The organism is Rhodospirillales bacterium (assembly GCA_023898785.1).
Classification (GTDB): Bacteria; Pseudomonadota; Alphaproteobacteria; order Micavibrionales; family Micavibrionaceae; genus TMED27.
This window is the reverse complement of sequence record CP060239.1, coordinates 1,439,565-1,458,900: the sequence shown is the minus strand read 5'-3', so window position 1 is coordinate 1,458,900 and position 19,336 is coordinate 1,439,565. Positions and strand designations below refer to the sequence as shown.

The 19,336-nt window shown below is 51.6% G+C and carries 17 protein-coding genes; all 17 read left to right on the top strand.

Annotated elements, in window-relative coordinates:
* Positions 1-16 precede the first annotated feature (16 nt).
* The 17 genes from nusG (at position 17) to rplD (ending at position 19,333) form a co-directional block, all read left to right on the top strand.
* The gene (nusG, locus tag H6859_07335) at positions 17-553 is read left to right on the top strand and encodes a transcription termination/antitermination protein NusG (GenBank protein ID USO04967.1); all 537 of its coding nucleotides are present in this window, start codon (positions 17-19) and stop codon (positions 551-553) included.
* A 120-nt stretch (positions 554-673) separates the two neighbouring features.
* Entirely contained in the window at positions 674-1,102 is a 429-nt protein-coding gene (gene rplK, locus H6859_07330) for a 50S ribosomal protein L11 (protein USO04966.1), read from the top strand.
* A gap of 3 nt (positions 1,103-1,105) precedes the next feature.
* On the top strand, positions 1,106-1,810 hold the full coding sequence (gene rplA, locus H6859_07325) for a 50S ribosomal protein L1 (protein USO04965.1): 705 nt from the start codon (positions 1,106-1,108) through the stop codon (positions 1,808-1,810).
* 266 nt (positions 1,811-2,076) lie between these two features.
* On the top strand, positions 2,077-2,589 hold the full coding sequence (gene rplJ, locus H6859_07320; GenBank protein USO04964.1) for a 50S ribosomal protein L10: 513 nt from the start codon (positions 2,077-2,079) through the stop codon (positions 2,587-2,589).
* A gap of 37 nt (positions 2,590-2,626) precedes the next feature.
* Entirely contained in the window at positions 2,627-3,007 is a 381-nt protein-coding gene (gene rplL, locus H6859_07315; GenBank protein ID USO04963.1) for a 50S ribosomal protein L7/L12, read from the top strand.
* Between the two features lie 328 nt (positions 3,008-3,335).
* Positions 3,336-7,598 (top strand): DNA-directed RNA polymerase subunit beta, encoded by a 4,263-nt coding sequence (gene rpoB, locus H6859_07310; protein ID USO04962.1) that lies wholly within the window; start codon positions 3,336-3,338, stop codon positions 7,596-7,598.
* A gap of 2 nt (positions 7,599-7,600) precedes the next feature.
* Positions 7,601-7,789 carry a hypothetical protein gene (locus H6859_07305; protein USO04961.1) on the top strand — a complete coding sequence of 63 codons (189 nt, stop codon included), beginning with the start codon at positions 7,601-7,603 and terminating at the stop codon, positions 7,787-7,789.
* Positions 7,790-7,826: 37 nt separating this feature from the next.
* Complete coding sequence (rpoC, locus tag H6859_07300; GenBank protein ID USO04960.1) at positions 7,827-12,053, top strand: DNA-directed RNA polymerase subunit beta'; 4,227 nt, start codon at positions 7,827-7,829, stop codon at positions 12,051-12,053.
* A 126-nt stretch (positions 12,054-12,179) separates the two neighbouring features.
* Positions 12,180-12,764 carry a hypothetical protein gene (locus H6859_07295; GenBank protein ID USO04959.1) on the top strand — a complete coding sequence of 195 codons (585 nt, stop codon included), beginning with the start codon at positions 12,180-12,182 and terminating at the stop codon, positions 12,762-12,764.
* Between the two features lie 229 nt (positions 12,765-12,993).
* Complete coding sequence (locus H6859_07290; GenBank protein USO04958.1) at positions 12,994-13,365, top strand: 30S ribosomal protein S12; 372 nt, start codon at positions 12,994-12,996, stop codon at positions 13,363-13,365.
* A gap of 15 nt (positions 13,366-13,380) precedes the next feature.
* Complete coding sequence (locus tag H6859_07285; protein USO04957.1) at positions 13,381-13,575, top strand: hypothetical protein; 195 nt, start codon at positions 13,381-13,383, stop codon at positions 13,573-13,575.
* A 13-nt stretch (positions 13,576-13,588) separates the two neighbouring features.
* Entirely contained in the window at positions 13,589-14,122 is a 534-nt protein-coding gene (rpsG, locus tag H6859_07280; protein ID USO04956.1) for a 30S ribosomal protein S7, read from the top strand.
* Positions 14,123-14,158: 36 nt separating this feature from the next.
* Positions 14,159-16,267: an elongation factor G gene (gene fusA, locus H6859_07275; protein USO04955.1), complete on the top strand. Its 2,109-nt coding sequence runs from the start codon at positions 14,159-14,161 to the stop codon at positions 16,265-16,267.
* A gap of 69 nt (positions 16,268-16,336) precedes the next feature.
* On the top strand, positions 16,337-17,515 hold the full coding sequence (tuf, locus tag H6859_07270; GenBank protein ID USO04954.1) for an elongation factor Tu: 1,179 nt from the start codon (positions 16,337-16,339) through the stop codon (positions 17,513-17,515).
* Positions 17,516-17,545: 30 nt separating this feature from the next.
* On the top strand, positions 17,546-17,872 hold the full coding sequence (gene rpsJ / locus H6859_07265; GenBank protein USO04953.1) for a 30S ribosomal protein S10: 327 nt from the start codon (positions 17,546-17,548) through the stop codon (positions 17,870-17,872).
* A gap of 63 nt (positions 17,873-17,935) precedes the next feature.
* On the top strand, positions 17,936-18,706 hold the full coding sequence (gene rplC / locus H6859_07260; protein USO04952.1) for a 50S ribosomal protein L3: 771 nt from the start codon (positions 17,936-17,938) through the stop codon (positions 18,704-18,706).
* Positions 18,707-18,709: 3 nt separating this feature from the next.
* The gene (rplD, locus tag H6859_07255) at positions 18,710-19,333 is read left to right on the top strand and encodes a 50S ribosomal protein L4 (GenBank protein USO04951.1); all 624 of its coding nucleotides are present in this window, start codon (positions 18,710-18,712) and stop codon (positions 19,331-19,333) included.
* Positions 19,334-19,336 lie beyond the last annotated feature (3 nt).

The window sequence follows — 19,336 nt, the reverse complement described above, 5'->3', positions numbered from 1 at the left end:
AAAAGAGAGAAAAACAATGTCTGCAGCAAAATGGTACGTTCTTCACGTTTATTCCGGCTTTGAACAAAAAGTCGCCGAAGCCATCAAGGAAAAAGCCCGCAAGCAGGGCCTCGAAAGCCATGTTGAAGAAATCATGGTCCCGACCGAAGAAGTCGTGGAAGTCAAACGCGGCCAGCGTGTAAATGCCGAGCGCAAATTCTTCCCCGGCTATGTGCTGGCCAAACTCGATATGAACGACAATGTCTGGCATTTGATCAAAGATACACCGAAAGTCAGTGGCTTTTTAGGAGCGGGGGGCAATAAGCCAGTGCCGATCACCGAGGCCGAAGCCAATCGCTTGATCCAGCAGGTTCAGGAAGGCATTGACCGTCCGCGTCCATCCGTCGTCTACGATATTGGTGAGGAAATCAAGGTCACTGACGGTCCGTTCGCGTCCTTCAGCGGCATTGTCGAGGAAATCGACGAAGAAAAACAAAAACTCAAAGTCTCTGTTTCTATCTTTGGCCGTGCCACGCCGGTGGAACTCGAATACGGGCAGGTTGAGAAAGTTTAACTTGATTTATAAAGTGATGCTGGGCTATAAAGCGCAGCACTAAATATGTGGGAGGCTTTCATCCGTCAAGTCCATGGATGAGCCGTACCACAAAACTCTTTGTTAATAAGGAGAAATACAATGGCAAAGAAAGTCTCAGGTTACATCAACCTGACAATTACGGGTGGCGCAGCCAACCCATCCCCGCCGGTGGGGCCCGCTTTGGGTCAGCACGGCGTCAATATCATGGAATTCTGCAAGGCCTTTAACGCCAAGACAGAAGACTCAAAAGGCATTCCGATACCTGTGGTGATCACGGTTTTTGAAGATCGCTCTTTTGATTTCATCACCAAAACACCGCCAGCCAGCTATTTCATCAAGCAGGCCACCAAGCAGAAAAAAGGATCTGGTGCACCGGGGCGTGACATTATCGGAACAATCCGCACGTCACAATTGAAAGAAATCGCTGAGAAAAAGATGGAAGATCTCAATGCCAATGACATTGACGCCGCCATCAAAATTATCGCTGGCAGCGCCCGCTCTATGGGCATCGACGTGGTGGAGGACTAGACAATGCCTAAACAAACGAAAAAAATGAAAGCGGCTTTGGAAGGTGTAGACCGTAACAAGGAATATACACTCGAAGATGCTGTCAAAGCATTGAAGAGTGCGGCCAAAGCTCGCAACTTCGATGAAACATTCGAAATCGCCATCAACCTCAACGTTGATCCACGCCACGCCGATCAGGCTGTGCGCGGCATGATTTCCCTGCCCAACGGCACAGGCTCGTCCGTGCGCGTTGCGGTTTTTGCTAAAGACGACAAAGCCAAGGCCGCGAAAGCTGCCGGTGCGGATATCGTCGGCGCTGAAGATCTGGCTGAGAAAATCAAAGCCGGTGAAATGGACTTCGATCGCTGCATCGCCACGCCGGACATGATGGTGATTGTCGGTCAGCTTGGTAAAGTTTTGGGTCCGAAAGGCCTGATGCCGAACCCGAAACTTGGCACCGTGACACCTGATGTTGAAAAGGCCGTGAAAGATGCTAAAGGCGGCGCGATTGAATTCCGCGCTGAAAAAGCAGGCGTGGTTCATGCGGGCGTTGGTAAGGCTTCATTCGATGACAAGAAGCTGGCTGAAAATATCCGTGCTTTCTACGCCGCAATTATCAAAGCCAAGCCATCAGGCGCAAAAGGCACCTACGTGAAGAAAGTCTCTTTGACTTCCACAATGGGTCCGGGCCTAAAGATCGACACGGCCAGCTTGTCCGCAGCGGCATAAAAAATATCTTGACGGGCCGATGATAAAGCTTTAATTGTCGGCCCCGATATACAACCTGTCCGAGATTGTAGGCATCTATAAGTCCTGCATAGATAGAGTGAAAAACACTGGTCTGCGTTGCAGATTTATTATTTCATTTATTCGGATGGGTGGCTCTTTGGAAATCAAAGGGGCCACTTTTTTATTCTCACACGCCGTTATCCCTGCGGCGAACAAAGTGAGCTTAAACAGCGGGGATCTGGAATTTAAGGAGAAAAGCGATGGGCATGAGTCGCGCACAGAAAAAAACAGAAATACAGTCTCTGAATGAGCGTTTCGCCAATGATGAATTGGTTGTTGTGACACATTATTCCGGCCTGACTGTTAAAGAAATGGCTGACCTGCGCGCCGGTCTGCGCAGCGAAGGTGCTTCGTTTAAAGTCACCAAGAACACATTGGCAAAAATTGCGCTTAAAGGCACAAAATTTGAAGCGATCAGCGACATGTTCACAGGACCGACCGGCGTTGCGACGTCTCAGGACTTTGTAGCTGCCGCGAAAGCCGCTTATAAATTTGCCAAGGGCAATGATAAATTGATCATCCTCGGAGGGGCTCTGGGTGAGCTGGTCCTGGATGCCGCAGGGATTGAGGCGTTGGCGAAATTGCCAAGCCTTGATGAAGTTCGCTCCAAGCTTGTTGGTCTGTTGCAGGCCCCGGCCACGAAACTGGCTGGACTGATGCAGGCGCCGGCACGCGAGCTTGTTGGTGTTACGAAAGCCTATGGAGAAAAAGGCGAGTAGGAATTTTAAATTTTAGCTATATATAAGGAGAAAAATTATGGCTGCTAATCTGGAAAAAATTGTTGAACAACTCTCAGAACTGTCTGTTTTGGAAGCTGCTGAACTCTCAAAATTGCTTGAAGACAAGTGGGGTGTAACAGCCGCTGCTGCAGCGCCCGTTGCTGTCGCTGCCGTTGCTGGCGGTGATGCCGCTGGCGCCGCAGAAGAAAAAGACTCATTTGATGTTGTTCTTGAATCGGCTGGTGGTAACAAAATCGCTGTGATCAAAGAAGTCCGCGCAATCACAGGCCTTGGCTTGAAAGAAGCTAAAGACCTTGTTGAAGCTGGTGGTAACATCAAAGAAGGTGCGAAAAAAGACGAAGCCGAAGAAATCAAGAAAAAACTTGAAGAAGCTGGCGCAAGCGTCGCTCTTAAATAAGGACGCCTTATTTACATCAAAAGCATTTCCCGCACTTTTTAGCGGGGAATGCTTTTTTGCTATTCGGCGCTTGACAAGGCGGTTCGTGTAGGCCATATATCCATCAAACTTTCGGGAATGACATTGAAAACCCAGTTTGAATATTTTGGGATTTCCGCTTTAGCCTTGGGCTTGCGGTAAGTTTTAACCACTTTCAGCCTTTCTGCTTAAAGGGAAAGGATGCTGGTGGGTTTATGCTTTGGATTTTTGCCTTTTGCCCAGCGCATTGCAGACAAAAAGCTTAAAGCACTTGTAAAGATTTTTAAAAGATTGAAAGACGGGATCGATCATGAGCGCAGCAAAAACCACGACTAAAACAAACAAACAATCATCAGCTAAAATTCCACCGGCAAACAATATTGAAAGCTTTACCGGCCGCAAGCGCGTTCGCCGCAGTTATGGCCGCATTAATGAAGTTGCTGAAATGCCGAATCTGATTGAAGTTCAGCGCCATTCTTATGAATTGTTCCTACAAGATGGTATCCCCGCCGAAGACCGTACGCTGCAAGGTCTGCAGGAAGTTCTCGCCACAGTTTTCCCGATCAAGGACTTCTCCGATAAAGCGGAAGTCGACTTTGTGAAATATGAACTCGAAGCGCCAAAATACGATGTCGAAGAATGCCAGACTCGCGGCATGACTTATGCTGCGCCGCTGCGCGTTACGCTTCGCTTGTCTGTCTTCGATGTTGATGAAGATACCGGCCTGCGCTCTATCCGCGACATTAAAGAACAAGATGTCTATCTCGTTGATATGCCGCTGATGACCCAAAACGGTACATTTGTGGTCAACGGTACGGAGCGCGTCATCGTTTCTCAAATGCACCGCTCTCCGGGCGTGTTTTTCGACCATGATGGCGGCAAAACCCACACCTCTGGTAAATATCTGTTTGCAGCGCGCGTTATTCCCTACCGTGGGTCTTGGCTAGACTTCGAGTTCGATGCCAAGGACCACATGTATGTGCGCATTGACCGCCGTCGTAAATTGCCGGTCACAACGCTTTTACGTGCTCTTGATGGTGTGGAAACAGCCACCTACCGTCAGCAATGTGAAGAAAATGATGAGCAGGTGGATCCGTTGATGATTCAAGGCATGGCCAATGAAGAAATCTTGAGCACATTTTATGAAACGCGCATCTATAACAAAGATAAAAAGGGCTGGAAAACATCATTCAATCCAGAAGCAATGCGCGGCGTAAAATTGGTGGCGGATCTTATTGATGCTAAAACCGGCAAGGTCGTCGCCGAAGAGGGTGATAAAATCACACCACGTAAAGCAAAAAAGCTTGTTGAAGATGGTCTGAAAGATATTCTGGTTTCTGCAGAGCAATTGGTCGGTCAGTATTTGGCCGCCGACCTGTTTGACGCCAAAACCGGTCAGGTTACCCATGAAGCCGGCCACGAAATCACCGAAGAAGATTTGGCCGCCATCAATGAAGCCGGAATCAAGGAATTGCCGATTTTGGCAATCGACCACCTCAATGTCGGGCCTTATATCCGCAATACAATGCTGATTGATAAATGCGATACACGTGAAGAAGCGCTCATCGATATTTATCGTGTCATGCGCCCCGGTGAGCCGCCAACGGTTGAATCTGCCGATGCGCTGTTCCAGTCACTCTTCTTTGATCCTGAACGTTATGACCTCTCGCCGGTTGGCCGTGTCAAAATGAATGCGCGCCTCGATCTCGAAGCGGACGACCAGTTCCGCGTACTTGAAAAAGCCGACATTCTCGCCATTCTAAAATATCTCCACGGATTGAAAGACGGTCAGGGCGAAGTCGATGACATTGACAACCTCGGTAACCGCCGCGTACGCTCTGTTGGTGAATTGATGGAAAACCAGATCCGCATCGGCCTGCTGCGTATGGAGCGCGCAATTCGTGAGCGTATGTCTTCCGTTGAAATCGACACCTACATGCCGCACGATCTGATCAACTCTAAACCGGCGCAAGCCGCTGTGCGTGAGTTCTTTGGCTCATCCCAGCTCTCCCAGTTCATGGACCAGACCAACCCGCTCTCGGAAATTACGCACAAACGCCGCCTTTCAGCACTCGGTCCCGGCGGTCTGACCCGCGAACGCGCAGGCTTTGAAGTCCGCGACGTGCACCCGACTCACTATGGCCGCATTTGCCCGATTGAAACGCCCGAAGGTCCGAACATCGGTTTGATCAACTCTCTGGCCACCTTTGCCCGCGTCAACCAGTATGGTTTCATCGAAAGCCCCTATCGTCGCGTTGAAAATGGCAAAGTCACCGACGAAGTGGTCTACATGTCTGCGATGGAAGAGGCAAAATGGACAATCGCTCAGGCCAACTCACAACTCGATAAATCCGGCAAGTTTCTCAACGACCTCGTATCATGTCGCCGCGCCGGTGAAAACGAAATGACTCCGCCTGACCAAATCGAATTTATCGACGTGTCGCCGAAGCAAATGGTGTCTGTGGCCGCATCCCTTATCCCGTTCTTGGAAAACGATGATGCCAACCGTGCGCTGATGGGCTCCAACATGATGCGCCAGGCTGTGCCGTTGCTCAAATCTTCTGCCCCGATCGTCGGAACAGGCATGGAGGGCACTGTGGCTCGTGATTCTGGCGCTGCTGTCTCTGCACGCCGCGCTGGTGTGGTGACCAAGGTTGATGCCACGCGGATCGTGGTTCAGGCCACGGAAGAACTGCACGCGGATGAACCGGTTGTGGACATTTACAAGCTCGCGAAATTCCAGCGTTCAAACCAAAGCACCTGTATCAACCAGAAACCTCTGGTGAAGGTAGGTGATAAGGTGAAGGCTGGTGACATCATCGCCGATGGTCCGTCAACCGATATGGGTGAACTGGCGCTGGGGAAAAACATCCTCGTCGCCTTCATGCCCTGGAATGGCTACAACTACGAAGATTCCATCCTCGTATCCGAGCGCATCGTGCGTGATGACGTTTACACCTCAATCCACCTTGAGGAATTCGAAGTCATGGCCCGCGACACCAAGCTGGGCACCGAAGAAATCACCCGTGACATCCCGAATGTCGGGGAAGAGGCTCTACGCCACCTTGACGAAGCCGGGATCGTGCATATCGGCGCTGAAGTCGGCCCCGGTGATATTCTCGTCGGTAAGGTTACGCCAAAAGGCGAAAGCCCGATGACGCCGGAAGAAAAACTCCTGCGCGCCATCTTTGGTGAAAAAGCCGCCGATGTGAAGGATACATCTCTACGTCTGCCACCCGGCGCTGTTGGCACCATCGTCGATGTGCGCGTATTTAACCGCCGTGGCGTCGATAAAGATGCTCGCGCCTTGTCCATCGAGGCGCAGGAAATCGAACGCCTCGCCAAAGACCGCGACGACGAACGCCGTATTCTGGAAGACGGCTTCTATGGCCGTCTGCGCGACATCCTGATTGGCAACACGGTCGCAAGCGCGCCGAAAGATGCCAAACTGAAAAAAGGCACGAAGCTTACTGCCGCTGACATCGACGCTATCGAGAAACGCGGTCTGTGGCGTCAGATCGCCATTGAAAACGAAAAACGCATGGAAGAAATCGAAGCCATGTCCAGAACGTTTGACGATGCGGTTGACAACATCAAGGAGCGTTTCGAGAATAAAGTCGAAAAACTCCAGCGGGGTGACGAACTGCCTCCGGGTGTAATGAAGATGGTCAAGGTCTTCGTGGCTGTGAAACGTAAAATGCAGCCCGGTGACAAAATGGCCGGTCGTCACGGAAACAAAGGGGTGGTCTCGAAAGTGATCCCGCAAGAAGACATGCCCTACACCGAAGACGGAACGCCCGTTGACATCGTGCTCAACCCGCTTGGCGTGCCTTCACGGATGAATGTGGGGCAGATCCTTGAAACCCACCTTGGCTGGGCTGCGGCTTCTATGGGCCGCCAGATCGGTGAAATCATCGATGCCTTCCAGTCCAATAAGAAAATGAGCGACGCCGAGAAGAAAAAACTCACAGCCAAGCTCGAAGACGCTTACGGTGACAGCGAGTACAAAGGCAAGGTCTCCAAGCTTGATGATAAGGAACTCGTCGAAATGGCAGGCAATTTGCGCGAAGGCGTGCCGATGGCCACGCCTGTCTTTGACGGGGCGCACGATGCCGACATCTCCGAGCTGCTCGAAAAAGCCGGTCTCAAAACCTCCGGTCAGGTCCGCCTGATCGATGGCCGCACCGGAGATTACTTCCACCGCGATGTGACCGTGGGCTACATGTACATGCTTAAACTGCACCACTTGGTGGATGATAAAATCCACGCCCGCTCCATCGGGCCGTACTCTCTGGTCACGCAACAACCGCTGGGCGGTAAAGCCCAGTTCGGGGGTCAGCGCTTCGGAGAGATGGAGGTTTGGGCTCTGCAGGCTTACGGCGCGGCTTACACCTTGCAGGAAATGCTCACCGTCAAGTCCGATGACGTGGCCGGTCGCTCCAAAGTTTACGAGTCCATCGTCCGCGGCGAAGACAACTTCGAAATCGGTATTCCGGAATCCTTCAACGTTCTGACCAAGGAATTGAAGGCCCTATGCCTCAATGTCGATTTGAAACAGTCAAGCGGGAGCTAGTAATGCAACAAGTTTTTAGCGTAATAGCAAGACCAGATGATGAAGAAGCGGCAACGCTATTGGAAAATATATCTGAGTTGCATATGACTAATTTTGATGGTGAGCAAGCTGTTTATTCAGGGCGCGGTTCGCCAGAACAAGTTAATGCACTTCAGGCAGCAGGTAATCTGACTGTCATTTGCCACGAGTAAAGATATAAAAATTAGCCCAAATTAAGGAGCACGAAAAATGAACGAACTCATGAACCTCTTTGGCCAGCCGACAGGGCCGCAGTCTTTTGACTCCATCCGTATTTCGATTGCAAGCCCGGAGCAAATCCGCAGCTGGTCGTTCGGTGAGGTCAAAAAGCCTGAGACGATTAACTATCGGACCTTCAAGCCGGAAAAAGACGGTCTGTTCTGCGCGCGCATCTTTGGCCCAATCAAGGATTACGAATGTCTGTGCGGCAAATACAAGCGTATGAAATATAAAGGCATCATCTGCGAAAAATGTGGCGTTGAAGTCACCCTGACCAAAGTCCGCCGCGAGCGCATGGGCCACATCGACCTGGCCAGCCCGGTCGCTCACATCTGGTTCTTGAAATCCTTGCCATCGCGCATCGGCTTGATTATGGACATGACACTTAAGGACCTTGAGCGCGTATTGTATTTCGAAAACTTCATTGTCGTCGAACCGGGCATGACCCCGCTCAAGCAATACCAGCTTTTGAACGAAGAAGAATACTACGCCGCGCAGGACGAATACGGCGAAGATAATTTCCGCGCCGGTATCGGCGCCGAGGCCATGAAGGAAATTCTCTCCAGTCTCGATCTGGAAGAAATCAAGGTGCAGGTCGAAGAAGATCTACGCGAAACCGGCTCCGAAGCCAAACGCAAGAAACTCGTCAAGCGCCTGAAACTGCTCGACAGCTTCCTCGAATCCGGCGCGCGCCCTGAATGGATGATCCTCGATATCATTCCCGTGCTGCCGCCCGAACTACGCCCGCTGGTGCCTTTGGATGGTGGCCGTTTTGCAACGTCTGATTTGAACGATCTGTATCGTCGCGTTATCAACCGCAACAACCGCCTGAAACGCCTGATCGAACTGCGCGCCCCCGACATTATCGTCCGGAACGAAAAACGCATGCTCCAGGAATCCGTGGATGCACTCTTCGATAACGGTCGCCGTGGCCGCGTCATTACCGGCGCCAACAAACGCCCGTTGAAATCTCTTTCTGACATGCTCAAAGGGAAACAGGGCCGTTTCCGCCAGAACTTGCTCGGAAAACGCGTCGACTATTCTGGCCGTTCCGTCATCGTGGTCGGTCCTGAGCTGAAACTGCACCAGTGCGGTATTCCGAAGAAAATGGCGCTCGAGCTGTTCAAGCCCTTCATCTACCACAAACTTGAACTTTACGGCATGGCCTCCACGGTCAAGGCTGCCAAAAAAATGGTTGAAAAAGAGCGCCCCGAAGTTTGGGATATCCTCGAAGAAGTCATCCGCGAACACCCGGTGATGCTTAACCGCGCGCCAACGCTCCACCGACTTGGAATCCAGGCCTTCGAACCTGTACTGATCGAAGGTAAGGCGATCAACTTACATCCGCTGGTATGTACCGCCTTCAACGCCGACTTTGACGGTGACCAGATGGCCGTTCACGTGCCGCTATCCATTGAAGCCCAGCTTGAAGCGCGCTGCTTGATGATGGCAACCAACAACATCCTTTCGCCCGCAAACGGCAAACCCGTGATTGTGCCGACGCAGGATATTATTCTGGGTCTGTATTATTTGTCATTGGCGCGCGATGGCGAACCCGGCGAAGGTATGATCTTCCGCGGCGCAGGTGAAATTACCCATGCCTTGGAACAAAAAGTACTCTCCCTGCACGCAAAAATTAAGTGCCGTTATCACACAGTTGACGAAAATGGTGACCCGAAAACAGAAATCGTTGAATCGACTCCGGGTCGGATTTTAATCTCTGATCTCTTGCCGCGCCATCCGGAACTTCCGTTTTCCATGATCAACCAGGTTCTGACCAAAAAAGAACTCTCCTGTGTGATCGAGGAATCCTATCGTCACTGCGGCCAGAAAGACACTGTGATCTTCGCTGACCGTTTGATGAAGCTCGGCTTCCGCTATGCGTGTATCGCTGGGATTTCCTTCGGTAAAGACGACCTCATCATCCCCGATGAGAAGCAGAAACTGGTTGGTGAAGCCAATGACAAGGTCAAGGAATTTGAGCAGCAATATCAAGACGGTCTGATCACCAAAGGTGAGAAATACAACAAGGTCGTTGATATCTGGTCGAAATGTACCGATGACGTAGCCGACGCGATGATGAGCAAAATCTCTAATATAGAAAGCGGCAACCTCAATGCCGTTTACATGATGGCTCACTCCGGAGCACGGGGATCTGCAGCGCAGATCCGCCAGCTCGCCGGGATGCGCGGCTTGATGGCCAAGCCGTCTGGTGAGATTATCGAAACGCCGATTATCTCAAACTTTAAAGAAGGTCTGTCCGTGCTGGAATACTTCAACTCCACGCACGGTGCGCGTAAAGGTCTGGCCGATACGGCTCTGAAAACAGCCAACTCCGGTTACCTGACCCGCCGCCTTGTTGACGTGGCCCAGGATGCCATCGTTACCGAAGAAGATTGCGGCACGGAAAAAGGCATTTCTATGCGCGCAGTCATGAACGGTGCTGACGTGGTAGTATCCTTGTCCGAACGTATCATGGGCCGTTGCGCCTCTGTCGATGTCATCAACCCGCTTGACGGTAATACAATCGTTAAAGCCGCCGAAATGTTTGATGAAAACAATACCGAAGCAATCGAAACCGCCGGAATTGATGAAGTGCTCGTTCGCTCTGTCCTGACCTGTGAAGGCGAACATAACGGCATCTGCGCCAAATGTTACGGCCGGGATTTGGCCCGCGGCACCGAGGTCAATATCGGCGAAGCGATCGGCGTTATGGCGGCGCAATCTATCGGCGAGCCTGGTACGCAGCTGACAATGCGAACTTTCCACATTGGCGGTGCGGCGCAAAAAGGTGCCGAGCGTTCTCATGTTGATGCCAACATCGATGCCACCATCGAAGTGCGCAATCAAAACGTTGTAAAAAACTCGGAAGGGCTCACCATCGTCATGGGCCGCAATACCGAAATTGTCCTGAAAGACAAAAAAGGCCACGAAAAAGCCACGCACCGCGTTCCATACGGTGCAAAACTTCTGGTCGAGGATGGCAAAAAGGTCAAAGCCGGCGACAAAATGGCCGAATGGGACCCATACACATTGCCTGTCATCACCGAAAAAGACGGTGTGGCCCACTATTTCGATCTCGTTGACGGCGTTTCCGTCACTGACGATGTTGATGAAGCAACAGGGATTACATCCAAGAAAATTATCGACTGGCGTTCCCAGCCAAAAGGCGGCGATCTGAAACCACGCATCAGCCTGCTCGATAAGAAAGGTAAAGTGATTAACCTGCCAAACGGCTTGCCTGCGAACTACTATCTGTCTGTGGATACGATTTTGAGTGCCGAAAATGAGCAGGAAGTCAAAGCGGGTGACATCATCGCACGTATTCCGCGTGAGACATCGAAAACCCGTGACATTACCGGCGGTCTGCCGCGCGTGGCCGAGCTGTTCGAAGCCCGCATGCCCAAAGACTTCGCCGTCATTTCCGAGATCGATGGTTACGTTGAATTCGGAAAAGACTATAAGTCCAAGCGCCGCATCGCTGTGAAGCCGGCCAACACCGATGATGGCGAACCGCGCGAATATCTTGTGCCGAAGGGGCGTCACCTGGCCGTGCATGAAGGTGACTTCGTCCGCAAAGGCGACCCGATCCTCGACGGGGCTCTGGTGCCGCACGACATCCTCGATGTTATGGGCGTGGAAGCCTTGGCAGACTACCTCACCAATGAAGTGCAGGATGTTTATCGCCTGCAAGGGGTGAAAATCAACGACAAGCATATCGAGGTGATTGTACGCCAGATGATGCAAAAGGTTGAAATCACCGAAGTCGGCGACTCGACATTCCTTGTCGGAGAACATGTCGAGCGCAGTGAATTCGACGAGATCACCGCCAAATACGAATCTGAAGGTAAGCGCCCGCCGGTTGGCAAGCCCGTTCTGCAGGGGATCACCAAAGCATCTCTGCAAACGCGCAGCTTTATCTCGGCCGCGTCCTTCCAGGAAACAACACGCGTTCTGACCGAAGCTGCCGTACAAGGCAAGGTCGACAAGCTGTTTGGACTGAAAGAAAACGTCATTGTTGGCCGCCTCATCCCGGCTGGGACAGGTGCTTATACTGCGGGCGTTAAACGCATCGCGGCCGAGCGGGATCAGGTGATCCTGGATAGCCAGCCCCAGCCTGAAGAGGAAATCCTCGAAGGTGCCAATGACGCCGCCGCGCTTTCCGCCGCTGATACGTCCGCGCCCGAAGAAGAGGCCAAAGAAGCCGCCAACGGTTAAACCAAACCGGTCAATCGTAAAAATATAAGAAAAGGGGCTTTGCAGCCCCTTTTTGTTTATTTATTGACATATAACAATGGAGCTACTAAAAACGCGCATTCCTACAGCACACAAAAAGGGCCGTTAATGAGCATCCTCAATGAAAAAACCTTAAAGGAAATAAGCGCAGATCCGGAACAACTCTCAATAGACATTCCAGATTTTGCCTCTTTGGTCGAACATATGGGTTTTTCCTTCTTTGAAGGGATAGCGCAGCAATCCGGCGCGGAAAATAACTTTGTTCTGCCGGTGCTTTCAAAGATCAAGGCTCTTGTTCGCACCGCACAGGAACAGGAAAAAAAACTGCCGCAGGCCCTCTATCTGGGCCTTGAGGTGACGGTAAAGCCGTATATATTTGAAGTTCTTCCGAATGGAGCGGGGCAAGTGGAGACAGAGACGCACAGCTTTAACATCCCGCGCATAAGCGCTGAATTTACAAGCGCCGCCGCCGGTTTTATGTGCTTTAAGTCCTATGATGCGGCAAAAGATTTTATAGAAGCGGTCGACCCGCAAGGAAGTGCCATTGCACCACTGGCTTCCCACAGGTGCTTAGATGCATGGAAAATCGGAGCTTTATACGAGGTTGAAAACATGCATGTGACGAGGCCTAAAACCTCAAATACATGGCCAGTTGATTTGTCCAAAAACACTGAACCAGATCAGCCCCGATGATTCGTAAAATAAACCCTTGACGCCGGAATCGATTCCTCCTATATTCCCGCCAGAATCTGTTGGGCCTTAAGGGTTTGAACCCGTTTGGTGCAACATCCTGAAAGAAACAGGATGCTCTGCAATAAAAAGTCCTTTTCACTTTGTGAAAAAAAGTTCTGGACTTGCGTGTCTTTCTGACGCTATATGCAGCCATCCTTAAAAATGAGATTTAAAAAGAGGCTTTAGAAATATGCCAACTATTCAACAGCTCGTGCGCAAGCCGAGACAAAAAGTTGTAAAAGCAAAGAAAAACCGGGCGCTGAAAAGCAACCCGCAACGCCGCGGCGTCTGCACCCGCGTTTATACAACAACGCCGAAGAAACCGAACTCCGCTTTGCGTAAGGTCGCCAAGGTGCGTTTGACGACAGGCTTGGAAGTGATTTGCTACATTCCCGGTGAAGGTCACAATTTGCAGGAGCACTCCGTTGTTCTTGTGCGTGGCGGTCGTGTGAAAGACTTGCCCGGTGTGCGCTACACCATTATTCGTGGAACGCTCGATACCCAAGGCGTTAAAGATCGTAAACAGGCCCGTTCACGCTACGGCGCGAAACGTCCGAAATAGGAGTGGTTTTTAAAGATGTCTGAGTACAAACATTTTGAACAGGGTATGGATATTGTGGCGCAGCACACGGCGGCTGTGGCTCTCGGGGGGCTTAATGCAGAACAACGCTTGGAGTTGGATAGTGTTTATGCGCCTCGCCATGAGAATTATACGGCAGCAGTGCGAGAGTATTTAGAAATTTATGGTCCAGATATTTGTGGAATTAAATAGATAGGTAAAAACAATGAGCAGAAGACGCAGAGCAGAAAAACGAGAAATCTTGCCCGATCCGAAATTCGCGGATCTGGTCCTTTCGAAATTCATCAATAATTTGATGGTCGATGGTAAAAAATCGATCGCGGAAGGGATCGTCTATAAAGCGATTGATATTCTCGAAACCAAAGCTGGTAACGATAATAAATCTTCTGACGAAGGGAACTCCGGTGAAGGTGATGTCGCCGTTGCGATGAAGAGCAAGGGCCTGGCCCTGTTCCACAATGCTCTGAAAAACGTAAAACCGAAACTTGAAGTGCGATCACGGCGCGTTGGTGGTGCGACATATCAGGTGCCTGTCGAGGTCCGTCACGATCGCGCCATGGCGCTGGCTATGCGCTGGATTATCGATGCCGCCCGCAAACGCAGTGAAAACACAATGGTGGATCGCGTGGCGAGCGAATTGCTTGATGCAGCCAATGAGCGTGGCAACGCCGTTAAGAAACGTGACGATACGCATAAAATGGCTGAGGCCAACAAAGCCTTCGCGCATTACCGCTGGTAAACCGCTAACTGATTAACCGCTAACTGGAAACTGAAAATGACACGCGAACACGCAATTGAGAACTACCGGAACTTCGGCATTATGGCGCACATCGATGCGGGTAAAACCACAACGACCGAGCGTATTTTGTTTTATTCCGGTAAGTCCCACAAAATTGGTGAAGTGCATGATGGTGCGGCCACCATGGACTGGATGGAGCAGGAGCAGGAACGTGGCATCACGATTACCTCTGCTGCGACCACCACCTTCTGGGACGCGCCGAAGGACGGTCCGTTCTCTGGTCAGCGTTTTCGCCTGAATATTATCGACACGCCGGGCCACGTGGACTTCACAATTGAGGTTGAGCGCTCCTTGCGCGTGCTTGACGGCGCGATTGCCGTGTTTGATGCGAACGCCGGCGTTGAGCCGCAAACCGAAACCGTGTGGCGTCAGGCTGATAAATACCATGTGCCGCGCATGTGTTTCGTGAACAAAATGGATAAAATCGGCGCAGATTTTTACAACACAGTTGATATGATCATTGATCGCCTCGGCGCTGTGCCTTGCGTAATCCAGCTTCCGATCGGTGCCGAAAACAATTATGTCGGCCATGTGGATCTTGTGCGCATGAAGGCCGTTGTCTGGGACGGCGAGGCGCTGGGCGCGACATATGCTTACGAAGATATCCCGGCCGATCTGGCTGACAAAGCTGCTGAGTACCGCGAAAAGCTGGTTGAACTGGCTGTTGAACAAGATGATGCGGCCATGGAAGCCTACCTCGAAGGCAATGAACCCGATGAGGAAACCTTGAAAAAATGCATCCGTAAAGGCACGATCGCGGGCGCATTCGTTCCTGTCATGTGCGGAACGGCGTTCAAGAACAAAGGCGTTCAGCCGATGCTCGATGCTGTTGTCGAATATTTGCCGTCTCCGTTGGACATCGGCGCGGTAAAGGGGCATAAGGTTGACTCTGACGAACCGGAAACCCGTGCGCCTGATGACGCTGCGCCATTCTCTGCGCTGGCCTTTAAAATCATGAACGACCCGTTTGTCGGCTCTTTGACATTTGCGCGTATATATTCCGGGACCATCGAATCCGGTTCCTACGTCATGAACTCTGTAAAAGACAAGCGCGAACGTGTGGGCCGGATGCTCTTGATGCACTCAAATAACCGCGAAGAGCTTTCTATCGCCCATGCCGGTGACATCGTAGCGTTCGTGGGCATGAAAGATACAACGACCGGTGACACACTTTGCGATAAAGATAAGCCGGTTGTGCTTGAGCGCATGGAATTCCCTGAGCCGGTGATCGAAATTGCCGTCGAGCCAAAAACCAAGGCTGACCAGGAAAAAATGTCACAAGCCCTGCAACGTTTGGCCGCAGAAGACCCGTCCTTCCGCGTCAAGGTTGACCATGAATCCGGTCAAACCATCATTGCCGGTATGGGTGAACTGCACCTCGACATTCTTGTCGACCGCATGAAGCGCGAATTTAAAGTCGAAGCGAATATCGGTGCGCCGCAAGTAGCCTATCGTGAGACAATCACCAAAGTCACCGAACTGTCCTACACCCACAAAAAACAAACGGGTGGCTCCGGTCAGTTCGCGAAAATCGACATGGTTTTTGAACCTGCCGAAGCTGGCGAAGGCTTCTCATTCGAAAGCAAGGTCGTTGGCGGAAACGTACCGAAAGAATACATTCCCGGCGTTGAAAAAGGTCTGCAAATGGCCAAGGAAACCGGCATTATCGCGGGCTTCCCGGTTGTCGACTTCAAAGCCACGCTGGTGGACGGTGCCTATCACGATGTTGACTCCTCTGTCATGGCCTTTGAAATTGCCGCCAAAGCCGCGTTTAAAGAAGCGATGCAAAAGGCCGGCCCGCAATTGCTTGAGCCCATGATGAAGGTTGAAGTGGTGACCCCTGAAGAATATATGGGCGACATTATCGGCGACTTGAACTCTCGCCGCGGTCAGGTGGCGGGCATGGGTGATCGCGGAAACGCAAAAGTCATCGACGCGCACGTGCCGCTGGCCAACATGTTCGGCTATATCAATACATTGCGCTCAATGTCGCAAGGCCGCGCGCAATATACGATGCAGTTCGACCACTACGAACCGGTTCCGGCAAATGTGGCGGCGGAAGTGAAAGAAAGTTTAGGAGCTTAGAGCGAGTAAATTCCCGAGAAAGCGGGAACCTATAAGAATTTAATAGTTTTTAAAAAGGAGCATTGAAAAATGAGCAAGGAAAAATTTGAAAGAAACAAGCCGCATGCGAATATTGGTACGATTGGTCACGTTGACCATGGTAAGACGACGCTGACGGCGGCGATTGCGAAGAAGTATGGCAATGGTGAGAGCGTTGACAAGATCGACAAGGCGCCTGAGGAAAAAGCGCGCGGGATCACGATTTCGACGGCTCATGTTGAGTACGAGACGGACAAGCGCCACTATGCGCATGTGGACTGCCCGGGCCACGCGGACTATGTGAAGAACATGATCACGGGTGCGGCGCAGATGGACGGTGCGATTTTGGTTGTGAACGCGGCTGACGGTCCGATGCCGCAGACCCGTGAGCACATCTTGCTGGCGCGTCAGGTGGGCGTTCCTGCTCTGGTGGTGTACCTGAACAAGGTCGACCAGGTTGACGATGAAGAATTGCTGGAGCTGGTTGAGATGGAAGTGCGTGAATTGCTCTCTTCCTATGAATTCCCCGGCGATGAAATTCCGATTATCAAAGGCTCGGCTTTGGCTGCTGTGGAAGGGCGCGATCCTGAGATTGGTGAGAATTCGATTGTTGAGCTGCTCAAGGCTGTCGATGAATATATTCCGACACCTGCGCGTGAAATTGACAAAGACTTCCTGATGCCTGTTGAAGACGTATTCTCGATTTCCGGCCGTGGAACGGTTGTTACGGGTCGTATTGAGCAAGGCGTGATCAATGTGAACGACGAGATTGAAATCGTTGGTATCCGCGACACGCAAAAGACTGTCTGCACGGGCGTTGAAATGTTCCGCAAGCTGCTTGATCGCGGCGAAGCCGGTGACAATGTTGGTGTCTTGCTGCGCGGGACCAAGCGTGAGGAAGTTGAGCGCGGTCAGGTTTTGTGTAAGCCCGGCTCGATCACGCCGCACAAGAAATTCATGGCCGAAGCCTACATTCTGTCGAAGGATGAAGGCGGTCGTCACACACCATTCTTTACGAAGTATCGCCCGCAGTTCTACTTCAGAACGACGGACGTGACCGGTGAAGTGACGTTGCCAAGCGGCACCGAGATGGTGATGCCCGGCGATAACATCAACGGTATGGAAGTCGAGCTGATCGCGCCTGTCGCGATGAGCGAAGGTCTGCGCTTTGCAATCCGCGAAGGCGGCCGCACCGTCGGTGCCGGCGTCGTCTCCAAAATCGTCGAGTAAGTGATTAAAGCGTAAGAAGGAAACAAAGTTATGGACGCGCAAAGCATTCGGATCACATTAAAGGCATTTGATCATCGCATTCTGGATACCGCCAGCAGCGAGATCCTGAACACCGCAAAGCGCACCGGCGCTTCTGTACGTGGTCCGGTGCCTTTGCCCAACCGTATTACAAAGTTTTCTGTCATTCGCTCTCCGCACGTGAACAAAAACTCGCAAGAGCAGTTCGAAATGCGGACTCACAAAAGACTTTTAGATGTAATTGACCCCACTCCGCAGACAATCGACGCTTTGATGAAGCTTGATTTGCCCGCAGGCGTGGACGTTGAAATCAAGATTGGCCAGATGCAAGCCGCTTAAAATAATGGATTGTTTTGACTCTACGTTGGTTACTTAAGGCCAACCTCTGGGAAGGAAAAGAAAATGAGTGTTGAAAGACAAAGAACAGGACTGATTGCACGTAAGGAAGGCATGACTCGCATTTTTGACGAGGATGGCCGTCATGTGCCTGTAACAGTATTAAAGCTCGATGAGTGTCAGGTTGTAGGCGTGCGCACCGAAGAAAAAGACGGCTATAGCGCTGTCGCGCTCGGTGCGGGTAAAGCCAAGATCAAGCGGACATCCAAGGCCAATCGTGGTGTGTTTGCCAAGGCAAAAATCGAGCCAAAGAAAAAAGTCGTGGAATTCCGCGTTGCCAATGAGAACCTCCTCGAAATCGGCGCGCAGCTCAGCGTGAACCACTTTGTCTCCGGTCAGTTTGTTGATGTCACGGCAACGTCCAAGGGTAAAGGCTTCGCCGGCGGGATGAAGCGCCACAACTTCGGCGGTCTGCGGGCTTCGCACGGCGTGTCGGTTTCCCACCGTGCGCACGGCTCAACCGGCCAGTGTCAGGAACCGGGCCGGGTCTTTAAAGGCAAGAAAATGGCCGGTCACCTTGGCGATGAACGCGTGACAACACAAAATCTGCAAATCGTTGCTGTTGATGAAGAAGACGGTTTGATTTTGGTTAAGGGCGCAGTCCCCGGCGCAAAACAGGGATGGGTTCTGATCAATGATGCGGTTAAGAAGCCTGCGCATAAAGACGCACCGTTTCCCGCCGGTTTGAAAGAAACTGCCAAGCCTCAAGCTGCTAAAGAAGAAGCTCCGGCTGAAGAAACAAAAACTGAAGAAACTTCAGAAAAGAAGGAAGACTAAGAGATGAAAATCGCAGTCAAAACATTGGATGGTAAAGCTTCAGGCGAAATTACGCTTGATAAAGACATCTTTGGCGCCGAAGTCCGTCAGGACATTTTGCACCAGATGGTGAATTACCAACTGGCGGCGCGCCGCTCTGGCAATCACAAAGCCAAAACACGTTGTGAAGTGTCCGGCACCGGTAAAAAACCCTGGAGCCAAAAAGGCACAGGCCGTGCCCGCGCAGGCGACCTGAAGCGCAATATCGACCGTGGCGGCGCTGTTGTCCATGGTCCGGTTGTTCGCTCACACGCGATCCAATTGCCGAAGAAAATTCGTCAATTGGCAATGAAATCAGCACTTTCAAGCAAGGCTGCCCAAGGCAAGCTGATCATCCTGGATGAAGCCAAAGCCAAGGATCACAAAACCAAGCCGATGGCTGCAGCACTGAAAAAGCTCGAACTGGACAACGCCTTGATCGTTGGCGGCAAGGAAGTGGACGTCAATTTCGCCCGCGCCACCGCCAACCTGCCGCGCATAGATGTATTGCCAAGCGCTGGTGCAAATGTTTACGACATCCTGCGCCGCGATGTTCTGGTGCTGACAAAAGATGCCGTCAAGGACATCACAGAGAAATTGAAAGGTTAAGGC